The organism is Sphingosinicella sp. SM1-17, assembly GCF_056821765.1.
The window spans coordinates 483,269-499,804 of the sequence record NZ_JBPDIO010000001.1 but is presented as its reverse complement, the minus strand read 5'-3'; the positions used below and the strand labels follow the sequence as shown (position 1 = coordinate 499,804).

The 16,536-nt window shown below is 64.6% G+C and carries 17 protein-coding genes; 5 read left to right on the top strand and 12 right to left on the bottom strand.

The window, feature by feature from the left end; genetic code table 11:
• Positions 1-3: 3 nt before the first annotated feature.
• A complete protein-coding gene (gene hutI, locus ACRYLT_RS02655; RefSeq protein WP_482662562.1) occupies positions 4-1,215 on the bottom strand; it encodes an imidazolonepropionase in 1,212 nt (403 codons plus the stop codon).
• A 39-nt stretch (positions 1,216-1,254) separates the two neighbouring features.
• Here hutI and ACRYLT_RS02650 point away from each other — a divergent pair, with 39 nt between their 5' ends.
• Positions 1,255-2,133, top strand: a complete 879-nt coding sequence (locus ACRYLT_RS02650) for an arginase family protein (RefSeq protein WP_482662561.1) — start codon at positions 1,255-1,257, stop codon at positions 2,131-2,133.
• Here the strand turns inward: ACRYLT_RS02650 and ACRYLT_RS02645 are convergent.
• On the bottom strand, positions 2,130-3,833 hold the full coding sequence (locus tag ACRYLT_RS02645; protein ID WP_482665379.1) for a flotillin family protein: 1,704 nt from the start codon (positions 3,831-3,833) through the stop codon (positions 2,130-2,132). The genes ACRYLT_RS02650 and ACRYLT_RS02645 overlap by 4 nt on opposite strands.
• Positions 3,834-3,850: 17 nt before the next feature.
• Positions 3,851-4,492: an OB-fold-containig protein gene (locus ACRYLT_RS02640; protein WP_482662560.1), complete on the bottom strand. Its 642-nt coding sequence runs from the start codon at positions 4,490-4,492 to the stop codon at positions 3,851-3,853.
• 135 nt (positions 4,493-4,627) lie between these two features.
• On the opposite strand from ACRYLT_RS02640, the gene ACRYLT_RS02635 reads away from it, so the two are divergent.
• On the top strand, positions 4,628-5,116 hold the full coding sequence (locus ACRYLT_RS02635; RefSeq protein ID WP_482662559.1) for a flavin reductase family protein: 489 nt from the start codon (positions 4,628-4,630) through the stop codon (positions 5,114-5,116).
• A 2-nt stretch (positions 5,117-5,118) separates the two neighbouring features.
• Here ACRYLT_RS02635 and ACRYLT_RS02630 read toward each other — a convergent pair whose 3' ends face one another.
• Positions 5,119-5,538: a VOC family protein gene (locus tag ACRYLT_RS02630; protein WP_482662558.1), complete on the bottom strand. Its 420-nt coding sequence runs from the start codon at positions 5,536-5,538 to the stop codon at positions 5,119-5,121.
• 113 nt (positions 5,539-5,651) lie between these two features.
• Between ACRYLT_RS02630 and ACRYLT_RS02625 the strand changes: the two genes are divergently transcribed.
• Positions 5,652-6,053 carry a hypothetical protein gene (locus ACRYLT_RS02625; RefSeq protein ID WP_482662557.1) on the top strand — a complete coding sequence of 134 codons (402 nt, stop codon included), beginning with the start codon at positions 5,652-5,654 and terminating at the stop codon, positions 6,051-6,053.
• Here ACRYLT_RS02625 and queG read toward each other — a convergent pair.
• Positions 6,028-7,068 (bottom strand): tRNA epoxyqueuosine(34) reductase QueG, encoded by a 1,041-nt coding sequence (gene queG, locus ACRYLT_RS02620; protein ID WP_482665378.1) that lies wholly within the window; start codon positions 7,066-7,068, stop codon positions 6,028-6,030. The two genes, ACRYLT_RS02625 and queG, sit on opposite strands and share 26 nt — an antisense overlap.
• A 48-nt stretch (positions 7,069-7,116) precedes the next feature.
• On the opposite strand from queG, the gene ACRYLT_RS02615 reads away from it, so the two are divergent.
• Positions 7,117-8,073: an ABC transporter ATP-binding protein gene (locus ACRYLT_RS02615; protein ID WP_482662556.1), complete on the top strand. Its 957-nt coding sequence runs from the start codon at positions 7,117-7,119 to the stop codon at positions 8,071-8,073.
• The gene (locus ACRYLT_RS02610) at positions 8,070-9,326 is read left to right on the top strand and encodes an ABC transporter permease (protein WP_482662555.1); all 1,257 of its coding nucleotides are present in this window, start codon (positions 8,070-8,072) and stop codon (positions 9,324-9,326) included. Before ACRYLT_RS02615 ends, ACRYLT_RS02610 begins: the two co-directional genes overlap by 4 nt.
• Here ACRYLT_RS02610 and ACRYLT_RS02605 read toward each other — a convergent pair whose 3' ends face one another.
• The 7 genes from ACRYLT_RS02605 to ACRYLT_RS02575 all read right to left on the bottom strand — a co-directional run bounded on the left by ACRYLT_RS02605 (position 9,327) and on the right by ACRYLT_RS02575 (position 16,458).
• Positions 9,327-9,710: a VOC family protein gene (locus tag ACRYLT_RS02605; RefSeq protein WP_482662554.1), complete on the bottom strand. Its 384-nt coding sequence runs from the start codon at positions 9,708-9,710 to the stop codon at positions 9,327-9,329.
• A 137-nt stretch (positions 9,711-9,847) separates the two neighbouring features.
• Positions 9,848-10,609: an isocitrate lyase/PEP mutase family protein gene (locus ACRYLT_RS02600; RefSeq protein ID WP_482662553.1), complete on the bottom strand. Its 762-nt coding sequence runs from the start codon at positions 10,607-10,609 to the stop codon at positions 9,848-9,850.
• A 59-nt stretch (positions 10,610-10,668) separates the two neighbouring features.
• Positions 10,669-11,352 carry a hypothetical protein gene (locus ACRYLT_RS02595; protein ID WP_482662552.1) on the bottom strand — a complete coding sequence of 228 codons (684 nt, stop codon included), beginning with the start codon at positions 11,350-11,352 and terminating at the stop codon, positions 10,669-10,671.
• 23 nt (positions 11,353-11,375) lie between these two features.
• A complete protein-coding gene (locus ACRYLT_RS02590; protein WP_482662551.1) occupies positions 11,376-11,657 on the bottom strand; it encodes a hypothetical protein in 282 nt (93 codons plus the stop codon).
• 10 nt (positions 11,658-11,667) lie between these two features.
• On the bottom strand, positions 11,668-12,468 hold the full coding sequence (locus ACRYLT_RS02585) for a LytR/AlgR family response regulator transcription factor (protein ID WP_482662550.1): 801 nt from the start codon (positions 12,466-12,468) through the stop codon (positions 11,668-11,670).
• Entirely contained in the window at positions 12,465-13,622 is a 1,158-nt protein-coding gene (locus ACRYLT_RS02580; RefSeq protein ID WP_482662549.1) for a sensor histidine kinase, read from the bottom strand. Before ACRYLT_RS02580 ends, ACRYLT_RS02585 begins: the two co-directional genes overlap by 4 nt.
• Positions 13,609-16,458, bottom strand: coding sequence for a M16 family metallopeptidase (locus ACRYLT_RS02575; protein ID WP_482662548.1), 2,850 nt, complete (start codon positions 16,456-16,458; stop codon positions 13,609-13,611). Before ACRYLT_RS02575 ends, ACRYLT_RS02580 begins: the two co-directional genes overlap by 14 nt.
• Positions 16,459-16,536: the final 78 nt, after the last annotated feature.

Sequence of the window (16,536 nt, the reverse complement as noted above, 5' to 3'; positions counted from 1 at the left end):
CCGTCAGGTGTCGATTCCGGCGAAGATCCGGCGATCCGGACCGGGCAGGCCGATCCAGTAGCAGAGCTCGGCCGGCCGATTCACGCGCCAGACGCAAAGGTCGGCGGCCATGCCGGCGCTAATCGTGCCGACCTGGTTTGCCAAGCCCAGCGCCATGGCGGCGTTGCGCGTCATTCCGGCCAGCGCTTCCTCCGGAGTAAGCCCGAACAAGGTGCAGGCCATGCTCATCATCAAGGTCGGCGAAAGGACCGGCGACGTGCCCGGATTGCAGTCGGTCGCCACTGCCATCGGCACGCCATGGCGGCGAAGCCGCTCGACCGGAGGCCTTCGGGTCTCCTTGAGCGCGTAGAAGGCGCCGGGAAGAAGCACGGCAACCATTCCGGCGCTGGCCATCGCCTGGATGCCGGCCTCGTCGACATGTTCGAGATGATCGGCCGACAAAGCGCTATATTCGGCGGCGAGCGCCGCTCCGCTCAGATTGCTGAGCTGCTCGGCATGGAGCTTGATCTTCAGGTCCAGCGCTGCCGCCGCCTCGAACAGCGATCGCACCTCTTCGCGGGTGAATCCGATCCCTTCGCAGAAGGCGTCGACGGCGCTCGCCAGACTCTCGCGAGCGACCGCCGGGAGCAACTCCTCCACCGCCAGCCGGACGAACGCCGCCCGACGCTCGCGAAACTCGGGAGGCAGCGCATGGAGGGCGAGGAGGGTCCTTTCGACCCGCACCGACTCGGTCTCGCCGAGCGCCCTTGCCGCCCGAAGCATCTTTAGCTCGGATTCGACGTCGAGACCGTAGCCGGACTTGATTTCGACGGTCGTGACTCCGCCGCTCATCAGCGCCTTCAGCCGCGGGCGCGAGGCTTCGACGAGGCCATCGAGCGAGGCCTCGCGCGTCGCCTTCACGGTTGACACGATTCCACCCCCGGCCCGGGCAATCTCCTCATAGGTCACGCCTTGCAGCCGCTGCTCGAACTCGCCCGCGCGATTGCCTCCGAACACCAGGTGGGTGTGGCAGTCGACGAGACCGGGGGTCACCCAGGCGCCGTCCAGCTTCTCGATCTGCCGCGCCTGATAACCGGCAAGCTCGGTTCGGCGTCCGACCCGGACGACCTTGCCGTCCTGGATGCCGATGGCGCCATTCTCGATCGCTCCGAACGGCGCCGGAACGGAAGGGTCCATGGTCGCGACATGGCAGTCGATCAGAAGCCGGTCCCACATGGCTCGCCTTCTAGGGCGATGCCGGTGTAAGGGCAAAGCATGAGCTGGAAATCCATCGCCGATCTAATCGCGGAGGGCAGCGCCGACCTGGCGCTGGTGGGGGCGCCGATGGAGGCGGGGTCGGTGACTCCCGGCCGCTGCGACCTCGCCCCCAAGACGATCCGCCGGACTTTGCGGCGCTTCAGCACTTATGACGTCGAGACCGGCCGTGAACTCGACCTTCGACTCCTCGACGCGGGCGATGCGGATGTTCGCGGGGTCATGCCGGCCGAAGGCTTCGGGGCGATCATGAACGCCGTGGCGCGCTGCACGACCGATCACCCGCTCACCCTGCTGCTGGGCGGCAACAACGCCGTCACCCGGCCGGCGGCCCACGCTCTGGGTGTGCCGCTGGACAAGGTCGGCCTGATCACCCTGGATGCTCATTTCGACCTGCGCGAGACCGATGGCGGATTGCTCAACGGCAATCCGGTTCGGGCGCTTCTGGAAGACGGCCTGCCCGGAGCGAACATCTGCCAGGTCGGCCTGGCGCCTTATGCGAATACCGCCAAGATGCACGCCGATGCGATGGCGGCCGGAATCGGCGTCTGGACCATCGCCGACTGTCGGAAGCAGGGGATTGCTCCCGTCCTCGATCAGGCGCTCGGGCGGCTCGCCCATGTCGACGCCGTGATGGTCGACTTCGACATCGACGTGATCGACCGTTCCCAATGCCCCGGCGCCCCGGGGGCCCGCCCAGGGGGAATGCCGGTCGACATGTTCTTCGAAGCGGCGCGCCGGCTTGCGTCCCGTCCGCAGGTGAAGCTGGTCGACCTGACCGAATTCGATCCCAGCCTCGACCTCAGCGACATCACGGCGCTGACGGCCGGCCGCTGGGTCTGCGAAATCCTGGCCGGCTACGCGTCCCGAGTGCGTTAGGCCGGATTCTCCGGCTCGATCGGCTCGGCCGTCACGACCGTTACGGTCGGCGCCTTGTCACTGGCCGTCGCTTTGGACTTCGACCCCGCGGCCGCCGGCGCCGCTCCAGCGACGAGGCTCTCGAGCGTTGAGCCATCGAAACCCAACTCCTTCATCAGACCATCCACGATCGGCGCCTGCGCCCGGTAGCGCAGAGCGGCGGCCACCGCGCTGGATGCGAGATTGCCGTTCGCCGCTTCGTCCCCACCGCCGCTTGCACCCCCACCCCCGGTGAGGCCGTCCACCTGAACGATCTTGATGCTGTCGATGGCCTCCAGCGGCTTGGCGGCCTCCCGAACCACTTCGGGGAGCACCTTGAGCAGAGCGAGCTTGGTCTGAAGCGAAATCTGCTCGGACGAGAGCAGGTTGGCGGCCTCGTTGATTGCCCGCTGGCCAGCCGCTTCGACTTCGAACCGGACCCGAGCGGCCTCCGCACGCAGCTTTTCGGCTTCCGACTGTCCGCGGGCCTCCTCGCGCGCGGCTTCGGCCCGGTCCGCCGCGGCCTGCTTTTCCGCCTCGGCCTGCACTCGAAGGGCGATCGCCTGGCGCTCGGCCTCCTTGGCGGCTTCGATCAGCTCGATCCGCTTCGCGCGATCGGCGATTTCGGTTTCACGGGCGGTGGCGACGCGTTCCTCCGCCGCAACCGCCTCCGCCCGCGCCTTGTCGGCTTCGGCCTTGGCCTGGCTTTCCTCGCGGCTCTTGTTCTGGACGGCGATCTGCTGCTCCTGGCGGGCAATCTCGACGGCTTGCGCCTGCGCAATCTTCGCCTGCTCGACGAGTCGGCTGGCCTCGATCTGGGCGGAATCGATCTTCTGCTTGGCTGAGATTCGGGCCTCTTCGGCTTCACGCTGCCTCGCCGCCTGCTCCTGAGCAACTTCCGCCACCTGGGCGGCGCGGCGGACTTCGACCTCGCGCTCCTGTTCCAGTCGGGCGAACTCAACCTCGCGGGCAATCTCCAGGCTGCGCCGCTCAGCGTCCAGGTTCTTGGCTTCGATCTGAACCCGAGTTTCCTGTTCGATGTCGTTGCGCGTCTTCTTGCGGAGCTCGATCTGCTCGGTGAGTTTCGTCAATCCTTCCGCGTCGAAGGCGTTGTTGGCATTGAAATGCTCGATCGAAGTCTGGTCGAGGCCGGTCAGCGATACCGACTCGAGCTCGAGGCCGTTCATCGCCAGGTCGGCTGACGAGACCTGCTGAACCTTCTGAACGAACTCGGATCGCTGCTCGTGCAACTGGCTCATCGTCATCCCGGCCGCGACCGAGCGAAGCGCGTCGACGAACTTGCCCTCGATCAATTCCTTCAAACTCTCCGGCTGCATAGTGCGAAGGCCGAGCGTCTGGGCCGCAATGGCGATGCTGTCGCGATCCGGCCGGACCCGAACATAGAATTCGGCCTTCACGTCGATCCGCATCCTGTCGGAGGTGATCAGGGCATCATTATTCTTTCGCTCCACCGCGAGCCGAACGGTGTTGAGATTGACGGGCATGGTCTCGTGAAGGACGGGAAGAACGAGAGCGCCGCCGTTGATCACGACCTTCTCGCCGCCGAAGCCGGTTCGAACGAAACCGATTTCCTTGGTTGCCCGTCTGTAGAGCCGGGTGAATATCAATCCGATGGTCAGCAGTGCGGCAAAGATGATGCCTGCGTAGATCCCGATCTCCATCATCCGAACTTCTCCTTCTAGCGGCTCAGCGCCGGTCGATCCTCGGCCGGGGCAAGCAGCGGATTGACGTCGGGAAGACCGAAGAACGTCTCTCCCTCACGCCGGACGAGTAGTGCCGTCGCGCCGGCGGCGATCGATTCGTCATCGTTGGTCGGCTCGATCATCACGTAGTGAACCTGGCCATGAACGTCGCGGACCCGCCCTCGCGCGGGCGATCCGCGCCGAGCCAGCCCGACGACGATTTCGGCACGCTTTCCCAGCAGATTGTCGAGGCTGACGGCGGTGGTCTCGTCTCTGGGAAGAACCTGCGCGAGCCCTCGAGCGCAGATCCCGGTCAGCGGCAGCGATCCCGCGAGGGCACCCGCCGCTGCCAGCCAGGGTGAGAGCGGCGCGCCAGCGAGAGCCTCCGCCAGCTGCTGAATCGCGAGTCCGGTGAGCCCGAACAGGGCGAGAAGAACGACGAGCAGGATCAGGAGCGGAACGGTCCCGATACCGAGCCAGGTGAGGAGATCGCCTCCTTCAGCCTGGATGTCTCCAGCGCCGTCGAGGTGAACCGCGCCGGCGCCAAGACCGATCGCTTCGGCACCGCCGATCATCAGCATGAGAATCAATGCGACGGAGAAAGGCAGATTCTCCGGCAAGAAGAAGAAATCGAGCACGCCCCCTCCGACGAATCGCACTCTACTCAAATTACGCGAAATTACCTAGTCGGATCGGACCGTTGGCCCCGTTACCAGCTCTTCTGCAATGATCCGGGATTGCCACGGCCGAACGGCTGCTTCATTTGCACGCCCATGATTCAGGCCGACGGGCTTACTCACGCCTTTCGAAAGGCGATGCGTCGGGTGGCGTCGACCGTCAACGTCATCAGCATCTGCGTCGAAGGTCAGCCGATGGGGATCACCGCAACCGCGGTTTCCCCGATTTCGATGGATCCGGCGAGCCTTCTCGTCTGCATCAATCGGGCCGCCTCGGTCCATGGCTCGATGGAGGGCGTGACTCACTTCCGGGTCAATGTGCTTCACCGCGAGCAGGAGGATGTGGCGCAGCTCTTCGCCGACCGGAGCCGACACGCGCTTCGGTTCCTTTCGGGATGGGACATCGACGCGCCGGGAGCGCCGCTTCTGACGGAGGCTCAGGCGACGATCCTGTGTCGCCGGATCGACAGCCACAGCTTCGGAACTCACAGCATCTTCATCGGCCTCGTCGAGGAGGCAACCGCTCGGGACGGTATCGACCCGCTCATCTACCTTGACGGCCGCTATTGCGGCGCGAACGGATGAACCTACTTGGCGAACAGCTTGCCGGGATCGCTCATCGCCTTGATTTCGAGCGCGTTGCCGGAGGGATCAAGGAAGAACATGGTCGCCTGCTCGCCGGGCTGACCTCGGAAGCGGATGTTCGGCTCGATCACGAAATCCACGCCGGCGCTCTTCAGGCGCCCGGCGAGGCTTTCCCATTCCGCCATCGGCAGGACGGCACCAAAATGGGGAACCGGAACATCGTGGCCGTCGACAGGGTTGGAGTGCCGGCGCGGCTCCATGCCGGGAGCCAGATGAGCCACGATCTGGTGACCGAAGAAATCGAAGTCGATCCACTCGTCGGCGCTCCGTCCTTCCGGACAACCAAGCAGGGTGCCGTAGAAATGACGCGCGGCTTCGAGATCGTGAACCGGAAAGGCGAGGTGAAAGGGCGGCAGCGACATGGGCCCTCCATAGCGCTCCGCGAGGCCGGAAGGGAGCCCAAGCTTGCGGCCAGCCGTGGCCGCTCTGCGGCGCTCGGGCTTGAGGTTGCGGCGAATTGGTGATTCCTGGAGGCATGGGGATGGAAGCGGGGCGCAGTCAGTCGAGGATCGTCGCGATCATTGTCCTGTGCGGAGCACTGGTTTCCGGCTGCGTACCGCGCACGACCCAGGGACCGTCTCCGACCGGGCCGGCCGCACCCCCGCCCAGCTATACCACGGTGGGCCTCGAAACGGTCATGGGCAGCACCGCGCGCGCCCTGATCGCGCAGTTCGGCACGCCGGATCTGGACGTGAGGGAAGGCAGCGCACGCAAGCTCCAGTTCCTGGCCCCGGTCTGCGTTCTCGATGCCTATCTCTATCCCCGCGGCAGCGCCGAGCCGGTGGTGACCCATGTCGACGCCCGATTGCCGGACGGCCGGGCGATGGACCGGGCCTCGTGCGTGGCCGCGCTCAATGCGGGGCGTCGGTCGCGCTGATCCGATTAAGAGCCCATTGCGCCGCTTCGGCGACGACGGGATCGGGATCGTGGACCAGAGCTTGAAGCGGCGGGATCAGGTCGGGCAGGCCGCTATTGCCGGCAGCGATGGCCGCGTTGCGGACCATCCGGTTGCGGCCGATCCGCTTGATAGGTGAGCCGGCAAAAACCCTTCGAAAGGCGGCATCGTCCAAGCGTAGCAGGTCTCCAAGTTCCGGAGCGGCCAGTTCGGCGCGCGGCAGGAAGGCCTTGTTCGCTTTGGCGGCATCGGCGAAGCGGTTCCAGGGACAAACTGCAAGGCAGTCGTCGCAGCCATAGATGCGATTGCCTATCGCCGATCGGAATTCCTCCGGGATCCGCCCCTTATGCTCGATCGTGAGGTAGGAGATGCAACGTCGGGCATCGAGCCGGAAAGGTGCCGGGAAAGCGTCTGTCGGGCAGGCGTTCAGGCAGCGGCGGCAATTTCCGCAATGACTGTCGTGGACCTCGTCCGGCTCGAGCTCCAGGGTCGTGTAGATCGCTCCGAGGAAGAGCCAGCTGCCATGTTGCCGGCTGACTAGATTGGTGTGCTTGCCTTGCCAGCCGAGGCCCGCAGCGGCCGCCAGCGGTTTTTCCATGACCGGGGCCGTATCCACGAAGACCTTGAGCTCGCACTTCGCCGCGTCGACGAGCCAGCGAGCAAGCGCCTTCAGGGCCTTTTTGACGACGTCGTGATAATCGGCGCCCTTCGCATAGACGGAGATTCGGCCGTGCTCCGGACTGCCTGCGAGCGCCAGCGGATCGCCGGCGGGTGCATAGCTCATTCCGAGGGAGATGACGCTCTTCACCTCGGGCCAAAGCGAAGCCGGAGAGCTCCGGCGAACCGCTGTTTCCTCCATCCACAGCATGTCGCCATGAGCCCCCGAGTCCAGCCATTCCCGAAGTCGCTCACCGGCAAGCGGAGCTGCGTCGGCGGGCGCCACACCGACACTGGAAAAGCCCAGTTCGACGGCTTTCTCCTCCAGTAGTTCCCGCAGGTTTGGCTTGCCTTTCAACACTTTCTCGCTCTACCACCTCAGCCGTCCATGGGGGAGGGCCGAGTGCAGCTAGCTATAGAGGCCAAGGGCCTTTTCAAGGCGTTCGACGGCAAGCCGGCTGTCCGCGGCATCGACGTCGCCGTTCCCGAAGGCAGCATTTACGGAATTCTCGGCCCCAACGGCGCTGGCAAGACGACCACCCTCAGGATGCTGCTCGGGATCATCGAGCCGGACGAGGGAAGCCGAACTCTCCTCGGACATGAGCGGCCGCTCGAGGCGGCGAAGATCGTCGGCTACCTGCCCGAGGAGCGAGGGCTTTACCCGGCCATGACGACGAGAGAGGCGATCGCCTTCATGGGCGCACTGCGCGGCCTTCCGCTCGACATTGGCCGCAAGCGAGCCGAAATCCTGCTCCGGGACAACGGCCTGGGCGATTATGTCGAGAAGCCGATCAGGAGCCTGTCCAAGGGGATGGCTCAGACGATCCAGCTGTTCGGAACGATCGTCCACCGGCCGAAGCTGGTCGTCCTCGACGAGCCTTTTTCCGGACTCGATGCCATCAATCAGGGGCGGCTCGAGCAGCTGATCCGGGAGGAAGCAGCGGCCGGAACGACCATCATCTTCTCCACGCACGTCATTCACCATGCCGAGCGGCTGTGCGAGCGAGTCGCGATCATCGCCGGGGGACAGATTCGGTTCGAAGGCTCGGTCGCCGAGGCCCGCGACCGGCTCCGGCCGCAGGTCCGGCTGCGAACGCGCAGCGTCGATGGTCCATGGCGCTCGGCGCTTCCGGCCGACTCGCAGCTCCTTCAAGGCTTCTGGGAATTCGAGCTGCCGAAAGAGGGTATCGAACCCTTGTTGAAAGCGCTGATCGAAGGCGGCGCCGGAATCGAGGAATTGTCGATCGAACGTCGCGGTCTCCACGACGCGTTCGTCTCGATTGCGGGCGAGGCCGCCGCTCGCCAGATGCAGGAAAGTCAGCTCGAATGGGGAGAGGCGGCATGATGAGCGTGTTCGAAGCCGCCTGGGTGATTGCCCGCCGGGACTTCGTCGCGAGCGTCTACTCGCGCAGCTTTCTCCTCTTCCTGCTGGCACCGGTGGTGATGCTGGTCTTCGTCTTCGGCTTCGGGCAGATGGTCGAGGATGCGGAGCGAAGCGCGTCCCAACCGGTGGTGGCCGTCGTCGGCGATAGCGAAACGGTGGAGCGGCTCGAAGAGGCTCGGCAGCGGCTGACTGCAAGTCTCTCGCCTCAGGCGCTCCCGAGGCTCCGGCCGGTTCAGCCAGCCGAGAATGTCCCTGTTCAGGCGGGCCATCTGCTTGCCGAGGAAAGCGCAGGCTATTCGGCTGTTCTGAGCGGCACGATCGAGCGGCCGGTGATCACCGGCCCGTCACGTGTGGACAACGGGCTCGGTCGGCGCCTGCAGCTCATCATCGACGAGGCCCGGCGAACGCAGGCGCTTGAAGGTGCCGGGCTGAGCGTTGCCGCCGCGCCGGCTGAGCGGGTCGTGACCCACCAAGCCGCAGGCAGCCTGCAGATGCTTCGGCGCCAGCTCGCCGCTCTCGGCCAGGGCCTGATCTTCGCGGTCACATTGATGCTCGCGACGCTGCTTCTGTCGAACCTCGTGGAGGAGAAGTCCAACAAGGTGATCGAGGTGCTCGCGGCATCGATACCGCTCGATTCGGTCTTTCTCGGCAAGCTGATCGCCATGCTCGGAGTCTCGAGCGTGGGATTGCTGCTGTGGGGCGGAATGCTGGCTCTTGCCTATCTCTTCGTTCAGGTGATCCAGGATTGGATGCTCGTCCCCGATGTCTCTCCGGCCGTAGGCTGGCCTGTCTTCATCCTCCTGATCCTGCTTTATTACGGCACCAATTTCATGCTCCTGGGCTCGCTCTTCCTGGGTATTGGCGGCCAGGCAAGCAACATTCGCGAGATCCAGACCGTGTCGATGCCGGTCACCCTGCTGCAGGTCGGCGTGTTCCTGCTCGCGATGACGGCCGCGGGCTCGGAGAATGACCTGCTCGTCTGGTTCGGCCACCTGTTCCCGTTCAGCTCACCGATGACGATGATCGCCTATGCAGCCCAGTATGAGATGCTCTGGCCACACCTGCTCGCGCTCGCGTGGCAGGCGCTTTGGGTTGTCCTGATCATCCGCATATCGTCACGCCTGTTTCGTCGGACGGTCCTGAAATCCTCTTCGGGCGGAGCCTTTTTCGGTCTCAAGAAGAAGCAGGAACGCCGCAGCGCCGCTGCCGAATGATCAGGGCTCGGGTGGAACCGGGCCGATCTGCTGCCACAGTTCGATCTTGATCCCGTCGCAGTCGAGTATCCAGGCGAACCTGCCATAGTCCTCGTCCTGCCGTCCCAGGATCTCGATTCCCTTTTCCCGAAGCTTGCTGATCATCGCGTCGAGATCGTCGACGCGCAGGTTGATCATGAACTCGGCCGTCGAAGGCTGCATGTATTCGGTCGTCGCAGCAAAGGGGCTCAGAAGGCTGTAGGCATCGTTGCCAGCCTCGAGGCTCCAGGGAAACACCGCGCCATAGTCGCTGCCGATGCCGAGCATGTCCTCGTACCATCTCTGGGTACGATCAGGGTCCGCGACCTTGTAGAAGATTCCTCCGAGACCGGTGACCTTCGCCATGAAGCGCCTCCTCACGTCGCGGGCGCACGTTCGCGCTCCTGTTCGACTCTTAAACCTGCCTTAGCGCTCAGTCCAATGGTCGATGTCGGCGGAGCCCATCATAGGAGTCGCGAAATGGGAGCGCCGAAGGGGAGGGGTCAGGTGGAGTAGATCTGCCGCGCCGCTTCATCGAGCGCCTTCATTGCGAGCCTGTAGGGGAAGGGGCCGTGACTGATACGGGCAACACCCACTGCCGCCACCTGGGCTGTGGACGGAGCGCCAGGGAAGGCCATGAAATTGACGGGCAGAGTCGAAAGGGAGCAGATCCGCTCGAGAAGGGTAAGATCCGCCAGGCCGGGCACGAAGAAGCCGCTTGCCCCCGCTTCGGCATAGGCTTGCGCCCGCTCGAGTGCTTCGTTCACCTTGGCTTCGTCATGGGTGTCGGCCCTGGACTTCAGGAAGATGTCGGTGCGCGCGTTGATGAAGAAGTCAGGTCCGACGGCAGACCGGGCAGCGCGAAGGCGCGCCTGCTGCCGCTCGATCGGGTACAGTCCTTCGCCGCCGACAATCTGGTCCTCGAAATTGCAGCCGATCGCCCCGGATTGGGCAAGCCGCATCATGTTGGCGGCAAGCTCTTCTGGCTCGGCCGCATAGCCGCCCTCGAAGTCGACGCTGACGGGCAAATCCACCGCTGCGGCGATCCGGGCAGCGTTTGCCAAAGCGAGTTCGATCGGAAGCGCCTCGGAATCGTCAAAGCCAAAGGCGGCGGCGACCGAAGCACTTCCGCTGGCGATCGCTTTCGCGCCTGCCTCGGCCACGACCTTCGCGCTGCCTGGATCCCAGGCATTGTAGAGGATGACGGGTTCCCCTTTGCGGTGGAGCGAAGCGAAGGCGGCGGCTTTGTCGGATCGCGTAGGCATGGTGCTTTCTAGCGCGCTCGGTCGCCGTCGTCCTCCCGTTCCTTGCGATCAACATTCGCCTATTGCTGAGCGATCCGACGCGAGGAGACGATCCGGTTGGCGGCGTCGGTCACCACCTCGAGCAGGTTTCCGCTTCGATCGGTTACTCGACGAACCGTCTGACCGGCGCTGTTCACCGTTCGCGAAACCTCGGTCAATCCGGCCCGGGCGAGGTCGAGCACCTGGCCGTTCTGAAGCAGGTTGCTGGCCACTCCGCCGACCGTGCTGACGGTGTTGTTGGCCACTCCGCCCACGGTGTTCACCGTGTTGTCGACAGTGGAGAGCAGCTGGGTGACGATCTGCGGATTGTTGTCGAGTGTCTGCAGAGTGCGCTCGATGATCGCCCGCACATTGTCGAGGCGGACGATCAACGTCGCCTGAGCTCGGACGCCGCGAATGTCGATCTTCACATTGTCGATCCGGGCATTGGCTCCGGCGGTGAGCTGAAGGAGATTGGCGAGCCTGGCGTCGAGCGCCAGGTCGACCTGGAGGTTGTTGACCTCGATCGTGAGCTGCTCGACGGACAGGTTGGGAACGTCGAGCAGCACGTCCGGCTGATCGCCCGAACTCATCGCCTGCTGCGCGAGCGGCGAGGGGGGCGAAGGCTGCTGAGCGTCGCGCTGCTGATTGCGCTGGGCGGCGGCGGGCGTGGCGATCAACAAAGCGGCGGCGGCCGCTGCCACGGCAACCTGTTTCATAAGCATGGACTCCTCCCTGTTTCGGAGCCTCAACGTCGTTGCGGGTCGGCGGTTTCCGGCGGTTGCGGATTTTGGCGGGGATCCGCAACTCGCGCCTCGGCCACAACCCGGAGGTCGACGTTCCGATAGCGCTGCCGCGCATTGCCCGCGGGCTTGTCCACCCGGACCTCGCTTCCCGGTCCGCCGCGCACCTCCAGCGAAGCCTCGCCGCTCCGTTCGATCCTGACGTCCCGAGCGCTGACTCGAGCGTTGAGCTGAATGTCAGGCGCCGCTGCTTGACCGACGGCCAGGATCAGGATCGACAGGAACATTGGACCTCCCTTAGTGAACGAACCGAGCGACAACGTCGCGATAGGAACGGCTGACCTTCACCTGGGCTCCGCTGTCGAGCACGAGGAAGCATTCGCCATTGGTGTGCGGCTTCACCTGCTTCACCTGATCCAGATTGACGATGGTGGAGCGGTGAACCCGCTGGAATCTTCGCGGATCAAGGCGCTTCTCCAGGTCCTTCATCGTCTCGCGAAGGATCAGCGTATTGTCCGCGGTCTTGATGCACATATAGTCGCCCGCGGCTTCCACCTGTTCGATCGAATCGACATCCACCCGGAAGATCTGACCGCGATCCTTGATGTTGATCATCTTCTCGTAGCGGTTCGACGAAAGGGCATCTTCGCCCGCCTCGACATTCTCCATCGCCTCGGGCGCCACCTCGGCGAGCACTTCCTTCAGTCGATCGACCTCCTCGACTCCGCGTTTCTCGGTGAGGCGCTGCCGAACCCGGTCGAGCGTGTCCGCAAGCCGCGATTCCTCCACCGGCTTCATCAGATAGTCGACGGCCTGAGCCTCGAAGGCGCGAAGCGCATGGTCGGAATAAGCGGTGACGAAGACGAACAAGGGCGGTTCGATCTCCATCAGCCCCTGGATCACGGAAAAGCCGTCGAATCCGGGCATCTGGATATCGAGAAAGGCGAGGTCCGGCTTGTGAGTCTTGATGCTTCGGATCGCCTCGCGCCCGTTCGAGCAGGTGTCGACGATCTCGACATCCTCATGTGCCTGCAGGCGCAGCTGAAGACCCTGGATGGCAAGCGGTTCGTCATCGACCAGGATAGTGCGAATGGTCATTTCGGCTCCTCGAACTCTTGTACTTGAAACGGTATCTCGATGAAAACGCGGAAGCCCCCTGTGATCTCTGACTGTGTCTCGAAGCGGTGGTTCTCGCCATAGGCCTGAGCCAGGCGGTCCCTTATGTTCGCCAGGCCGACGCCGGTCGATTCCGCGGCCCGCTTCCTGTACTGCGCATCGGCGCCAGGACCCGTGTCGGAGACGCTGATCATCACCCGATCCACCCTTCGGTGCACTTCGATCGATATGTCCGCCCCCTCCTCCTGGGGAGTCACCGCATATTTGATGGCATTTTCGATCAGCGGCTGGAGCAACAACGACGGCAGCAGCGCCCGGTTGCAGCTCGGGTCGATGTGGAAATGCGGCCGAAGGCGATCCTCGAATCGCATCTTCTCGATCTCGAGGTAGAGCTTCAGGGTCTCGATCTCCTGTTCGATCGTGACCAGCCCGGTCGATTCGTTGACCAAGGTATAGCGCAGGAAGGAGGAAAGGCGGGACAGCATCGCATTGGCCCGCTCGGTCTGCTTCAGGAGGACCAGCGTCGAGATGGAGTTGAGCGTGTTGAAGAGGAAGTGGGGGTTGAGCTGGTAGCGCAGCATGGCGAGCTGGGCGTTCGAGGCCTGGCTTTCCAGCCGGAGCAGCCGGTCCGATTGTTCCTCGAGAAGCAGGTAGAAGTTGATGCTGTAGTAGAGTGCCGACCAGGCGACGAGCAGCGAGACGGTGAACAGGATGGCGCCAAGGAATCGGAGGCCGCCGATCTTGATTTCCGGATCGACGAACGTGGCCACGCTCCACGTCTCGATCATCGAAAAGGCGGCGGCGGCGACGATCACGATCAGGATGGTTCCGACCCAGGTGTAGAGCGGCCTCATTCGGATCAGCCGGCGATAGGCGGCTGCCATCAGGAGAGTGATCGAATAGCCGGTGGCGGTAAGCAGCAAGGTGTGGAGCAGATAGGCCCAGCCCATCGCGTTGCCGATGCCGGACAGGGTGCGAAGCACGAAATAGCCTGCCCAGCCGACCGACTGTAGCGTCCAGAAGGCCCGGTTCTTGTCCTCGAAGAAGGGGCGGCCGCGAAGCCCCAAGGGGTTCCACTTTCCCGAGGCCTGGCGCGGAGCGGGCGCGGCCACCTGTATCGCGCTATCGGGCACCATTTCCTTCTCTTGCCACGCTCTCTCTAGCCGGAAGGACGACCATCGACCAGTCGCCCTCGTCGGTTACATAGGTGGCGATCGCCCGCTGCACATCGGCCGGAGCAAGGGACCGGTAGTCGGCAAGATAGGAGCGCACGGACTCGATCTCCTGCGGGCTGTCGATCCAGTTTTCCAGCGCCTCGATCCAGTAGGCGTTTGTCGCCAATCGGCGTTCGATGCCACGGATCACGGGCGCTTGTGAGCGGATGAACTCCTCCTGCGAGACGGGCCGGGCGCCAAGATCGGCGACGATCTCGCGAGCCGCCCGGAAAAAAGCAGGGACGTTTTCCGGCCGCACTTCGGCCGACGCGTAAAAGATGCCCCAGTTCGAAAAGGTCTCGGAGCTCAGATGCGCAGCGCTCGGCGAGTAAGTGGCGCCTTCGGCCTCTCGCAGGCGATCGAACAGCCGCGCTTGGAACAGATTGCCTGCCAAGGCGAGCGCCCGCCTTTCCCGGATGCGATCAAGGCCGCCGAGAGTGGACCAGCCGATCATCGCGAAGGCCTGGTTCGGATCGCCCTCGTGCGTGAACCGGCGCGGCTCGGAATCGGCGGCCGGAGGTCGGAGCGCCGCGGGGTCAGCGGCTGCGGCCGCTTCCGGACGAGTCGGCAGGGCGGCCACGGTGGGGAGCATAGCGGCGACGGCTGAATCCAGCTGGATGTCGCCGACGATGATCGCGTGAACGGGGCCGGCGGCAAGCCGCGGAGCGAAGAAATCGCGGAACTGATCGACCGAGACGCTCGCCATCTCCTCCCGCCCGATAGGACGCCAGCGCTCGTCATTGGGCCGGATCACTCCGCCCATTTCCCGCTGGGCGCGCGCCGAGGCGGACGTGAAATGGAGGTCGAAGCTCTCCACGGCGGCGGTTCGGAACCGCTCGAACAAGGCGGCATCCCAGCGCGGGTGAGTGAGCTTGGTGACGAGCAGGCGCAACTGGTCGGACAGGTCTGCCGGGTTGGTCTGGCCGCTGAGAACGAAAGCGTCTTCGTCCACCCCGAAGGCCAGCCCCATACGGCGGCCGGTCAGGAGTCGCTCCATGGCATCGAGATTGAGATCCGCCAGTCCGGACGGACCGACCAGGCCGGCAAGCCAGGTCAGCGAGGGCTGATCCGGAGCGACTCCGCTCAGGCCGCTGCCGAAGCGAAGTCGAACCAGCACCGACCCCCGGTCAAACTCGGTCCGTTTGAACGTAAGCGTCGACCCGTTCGCGAAGCGGACGATGGTGACGTCGAGATCCTCGATCCGCTGGCGCGAAACTTCCCGTCCCGGAGAGCCCAAAGGCGGCAGGTCGTCGAAGCTGACGCTTCGTTCGATTCGGCGAGTGGCGGGGGCGGCCGACTGAGCCGCGGCCAATGCCTCAATCATCGCCTCCTCGCCGCCCTCCACCGGCTGCGGAGTTATCAGCAGCATGCGCGGGCCGGAGCCCTCGAACAGCGCCCGCATGGCCGCCTGGACCCGTTCCGGAGTCATCAGGGGAACATTGCGCTCGAAATTGGCGAGCACCGTCTCCGCGGTGGCGACCACGTTGAGATCGTCGACGGCATTGATCAGCCGGTCGGCATGCACCTGTGACTGAACGGTGGCTTCGCCCTGAACGGCGGCGGTTGCGGCGGTGCGCAGGTTGCGGAGCTCGCGCTCGATCTCGGCCGGACTTGGCGGGGCGCGCAAGGCGTCGCTGATGATGGCGAAGCTTTGTTCTAGCGCCGGGCGCCAGCTGCCGTTTCGAGCCACGACCGAGAGCTGGGTGGTGTCCGCGATGTTGCGCGACCGGCTCGATCCGACTGAGGCGTTGATGAACGCCGATTCACCTCGCGCATGGGCCTCCAGGCGTCGGTTGATGATTCGCGACGCGAGCAATTGCTCGAGCGATCGGCGCTCGCGCTCGGTCGTATGCGGTTCGTGGCGATATGGGCGAAGCCACAGGATGGACGCCGTCGCCGGAGTTCCGGGATAAGCCAGGTTGGCGACAGGCCTGGAGGCTTCGGCGATCCGCCCATAATCTGGCTCCTCCGGCTCCGGTGCTCGCGATTGCCAGTTTCCGAAGCGGGCGCGGATCAGCGCTTCCATCAGGTCGGGATCGGCATCGCCGACCATGACGATGGTGGCTCGATCGGGGCGGTACCAGCGATGGTAGAAGGCTTTCAGGCCGTCGGCCGTCGCTGCACGGAGTGTCTCTTCGGTGCCGATCGTATCGCGATCGGCGAACCGCAGGCCCGAATAGAAGAGCGTTCGGCTCAAGTCGAAGATGCGCTGGCTGAGTTCGGGCCGGCGCGCCTTTTCGGCGAGCACCACAGGACGCTCGGCCGCCACTGCGGCGGGATCGAACCGGGCGCTCGACATCATCTCTGCGAGGATCCCGAGGCTGGTGTCGAGCGGTTCGCGCGCCGACTGGGGCAGGTTGAGGATGTAGACCGTCTCGGTCGGCGTGGTCCGGGCATTGCTGTCGCTGCCGAAATTGGCACCGAGTTCCTGCCAGATCTGGCGCGCTCGGCTGTCGGGATAATTCTCGGTTCCGCGGAACAGCATATGTTCGACGAAGTGAGCCCAGCCTCGTTCATGGTCCTGCTCGTGAAGCGCACCGGCGTCGATCCGGATCCGGATCGAGACCTGGCCGGCGGGCAGGGGATTGCGGCGGACCGCATAGCGCAAGCCGTTCGGCAGGGTGCCGAACCGCCAGGCCGGATCGCGGGCGATATCGCTGTCGCGGTAAAGCCAGTCCTCGCCTCCGCTCTGGGCGAAAGCGGGAGCGGTGAGGAGCAGGGCGAAGGCGAGCAGGAGCGAACGCAGCAGCAGGATCATTGCACCTTCTAGAGCCTGTTCGTCTGAGGCGTTCAACCTCGGAGGTGAGGCAGGGGATTTTTAGCGGCCGAAGGCCGC

What these genes read in the sequence shown, in the direction of transcription:
- hutI (WP_482662562.1), bottom strand. Translation starts at nt 1,215, where the DNA reads ATGTGGGACCGGCTTCTGATCGACTGCCATGTCGCGACCATGGACCCT.
- ACRYLT_RS02650 (WP_482662561.1), top strand. Translation starts at nt 1,255, where the DNA reads ATGAGCTGGAAATCCATCGCCGATCTAATCGCGGAGGGCAGCGCCGAC.
- ACRYLT_RS02645 (WP_482665379.1), bottom strand. Translation starts at nt 3,833, where the DNA reads ATGGAGATCGGGATCTACGCAGGCATCATCTTTGCCGCACTGCTGACC.
- ACRYLT_RS02635 (WP_482662559.1), top strand. Translation starts at nt 4,628, where the DNA reads ATGATTCAGGCCGACGGGCTTACTCACGCCTTTCGAAAGGCGATGCGT.
- ACRYLT_RS02630 (WP_482662558.1), bottom strand. Translation starts at nt 5,538, where the DNA reads ATGTCGCTGCCGCCCTTTCACCTCGCCTTTCCGGTTCACGATCTCGAA.
- ACRYLT_RS02625 (WP_482662557.1), top strand. Translation starts at nt 5,652, where the DNA reads ATGGGGATGGAAGCGGGGCGCAGTCAGTCGAGGATCGTCGCGATCATT.
- ACRYLT_RS02615 (WP_482662556.1), top strand. Translation starts at nt 7,117, where the DNA reads ATGGGGGAGGGCCGAGTGCAGCTAGCTATAGAGGCCAAGGGCCTTTTC.
- ACRYLT_RS02610 (WP_482662555.1), top strand. Translation starts at nt 8,070, where the DNA reads ATGATGAGCGTGTTCGAAGCCGCCTGGGTGATTGCCCGCCGGGACTTC.
- ACRYLT_RS02605 (WP_482662554.1), bottom strand. Translation starts at nt 9,710, where the DNA reads ATGGCGAAGGTCACCGGTCTCGGAGGAATCTTCTACAAGGTCGCGGAC.
- ACRYLT_RS02600 (WP_482662553.1), bottom strand. Translation starts at nt 10,609, where the DNA reads ATGCCTACGCGATCCGACAAAGCCGCCGCCTTCGCTTCGCTCCACCGC.
- ACRYLT_RS02595 (WP_482662552.1), bottom strand. Translation starts at nt 11,352, where the DNA reads ATGCTTATGAAACAGGTTGCCGTGGCAGCGGCCGCCGCCGCTTTGTTG.
- ACRYLT_RS02590 (WP_482662551.1), bottom strand. Translation starts at nt 11,657, where the DNA reads ATGTTCCTGTCGATCCTGATCCTGGCCGTCGGTCAAGCAGCGGCGCCT.
- ACRYLT_RS02585 (WP_482662550.1), bottom strand. Translation starts at nt 12,468, where the DNA reads ATGACCATTCGCACTATCCTGGTCGATGACGAACCGCTTGCCATCCAG.
- ACRYLT_RS02580 (WP_482662549.1), bottom strand. Translation starts at nt 13,622, where the DNA reads ATGGTGCCCGATAGCGCGATACAGGTGGCCGCGCCCGCTCCGCGCCAG.
- ACRYLT_RS02575 (WP_482662548.1), bottom strand. Translation starts at nt 16,458, where the DNA reads ATGATCCTGCTGCTGCGTTCGCTCCTGCTCGCCTTCGCCCTGCTCCTC.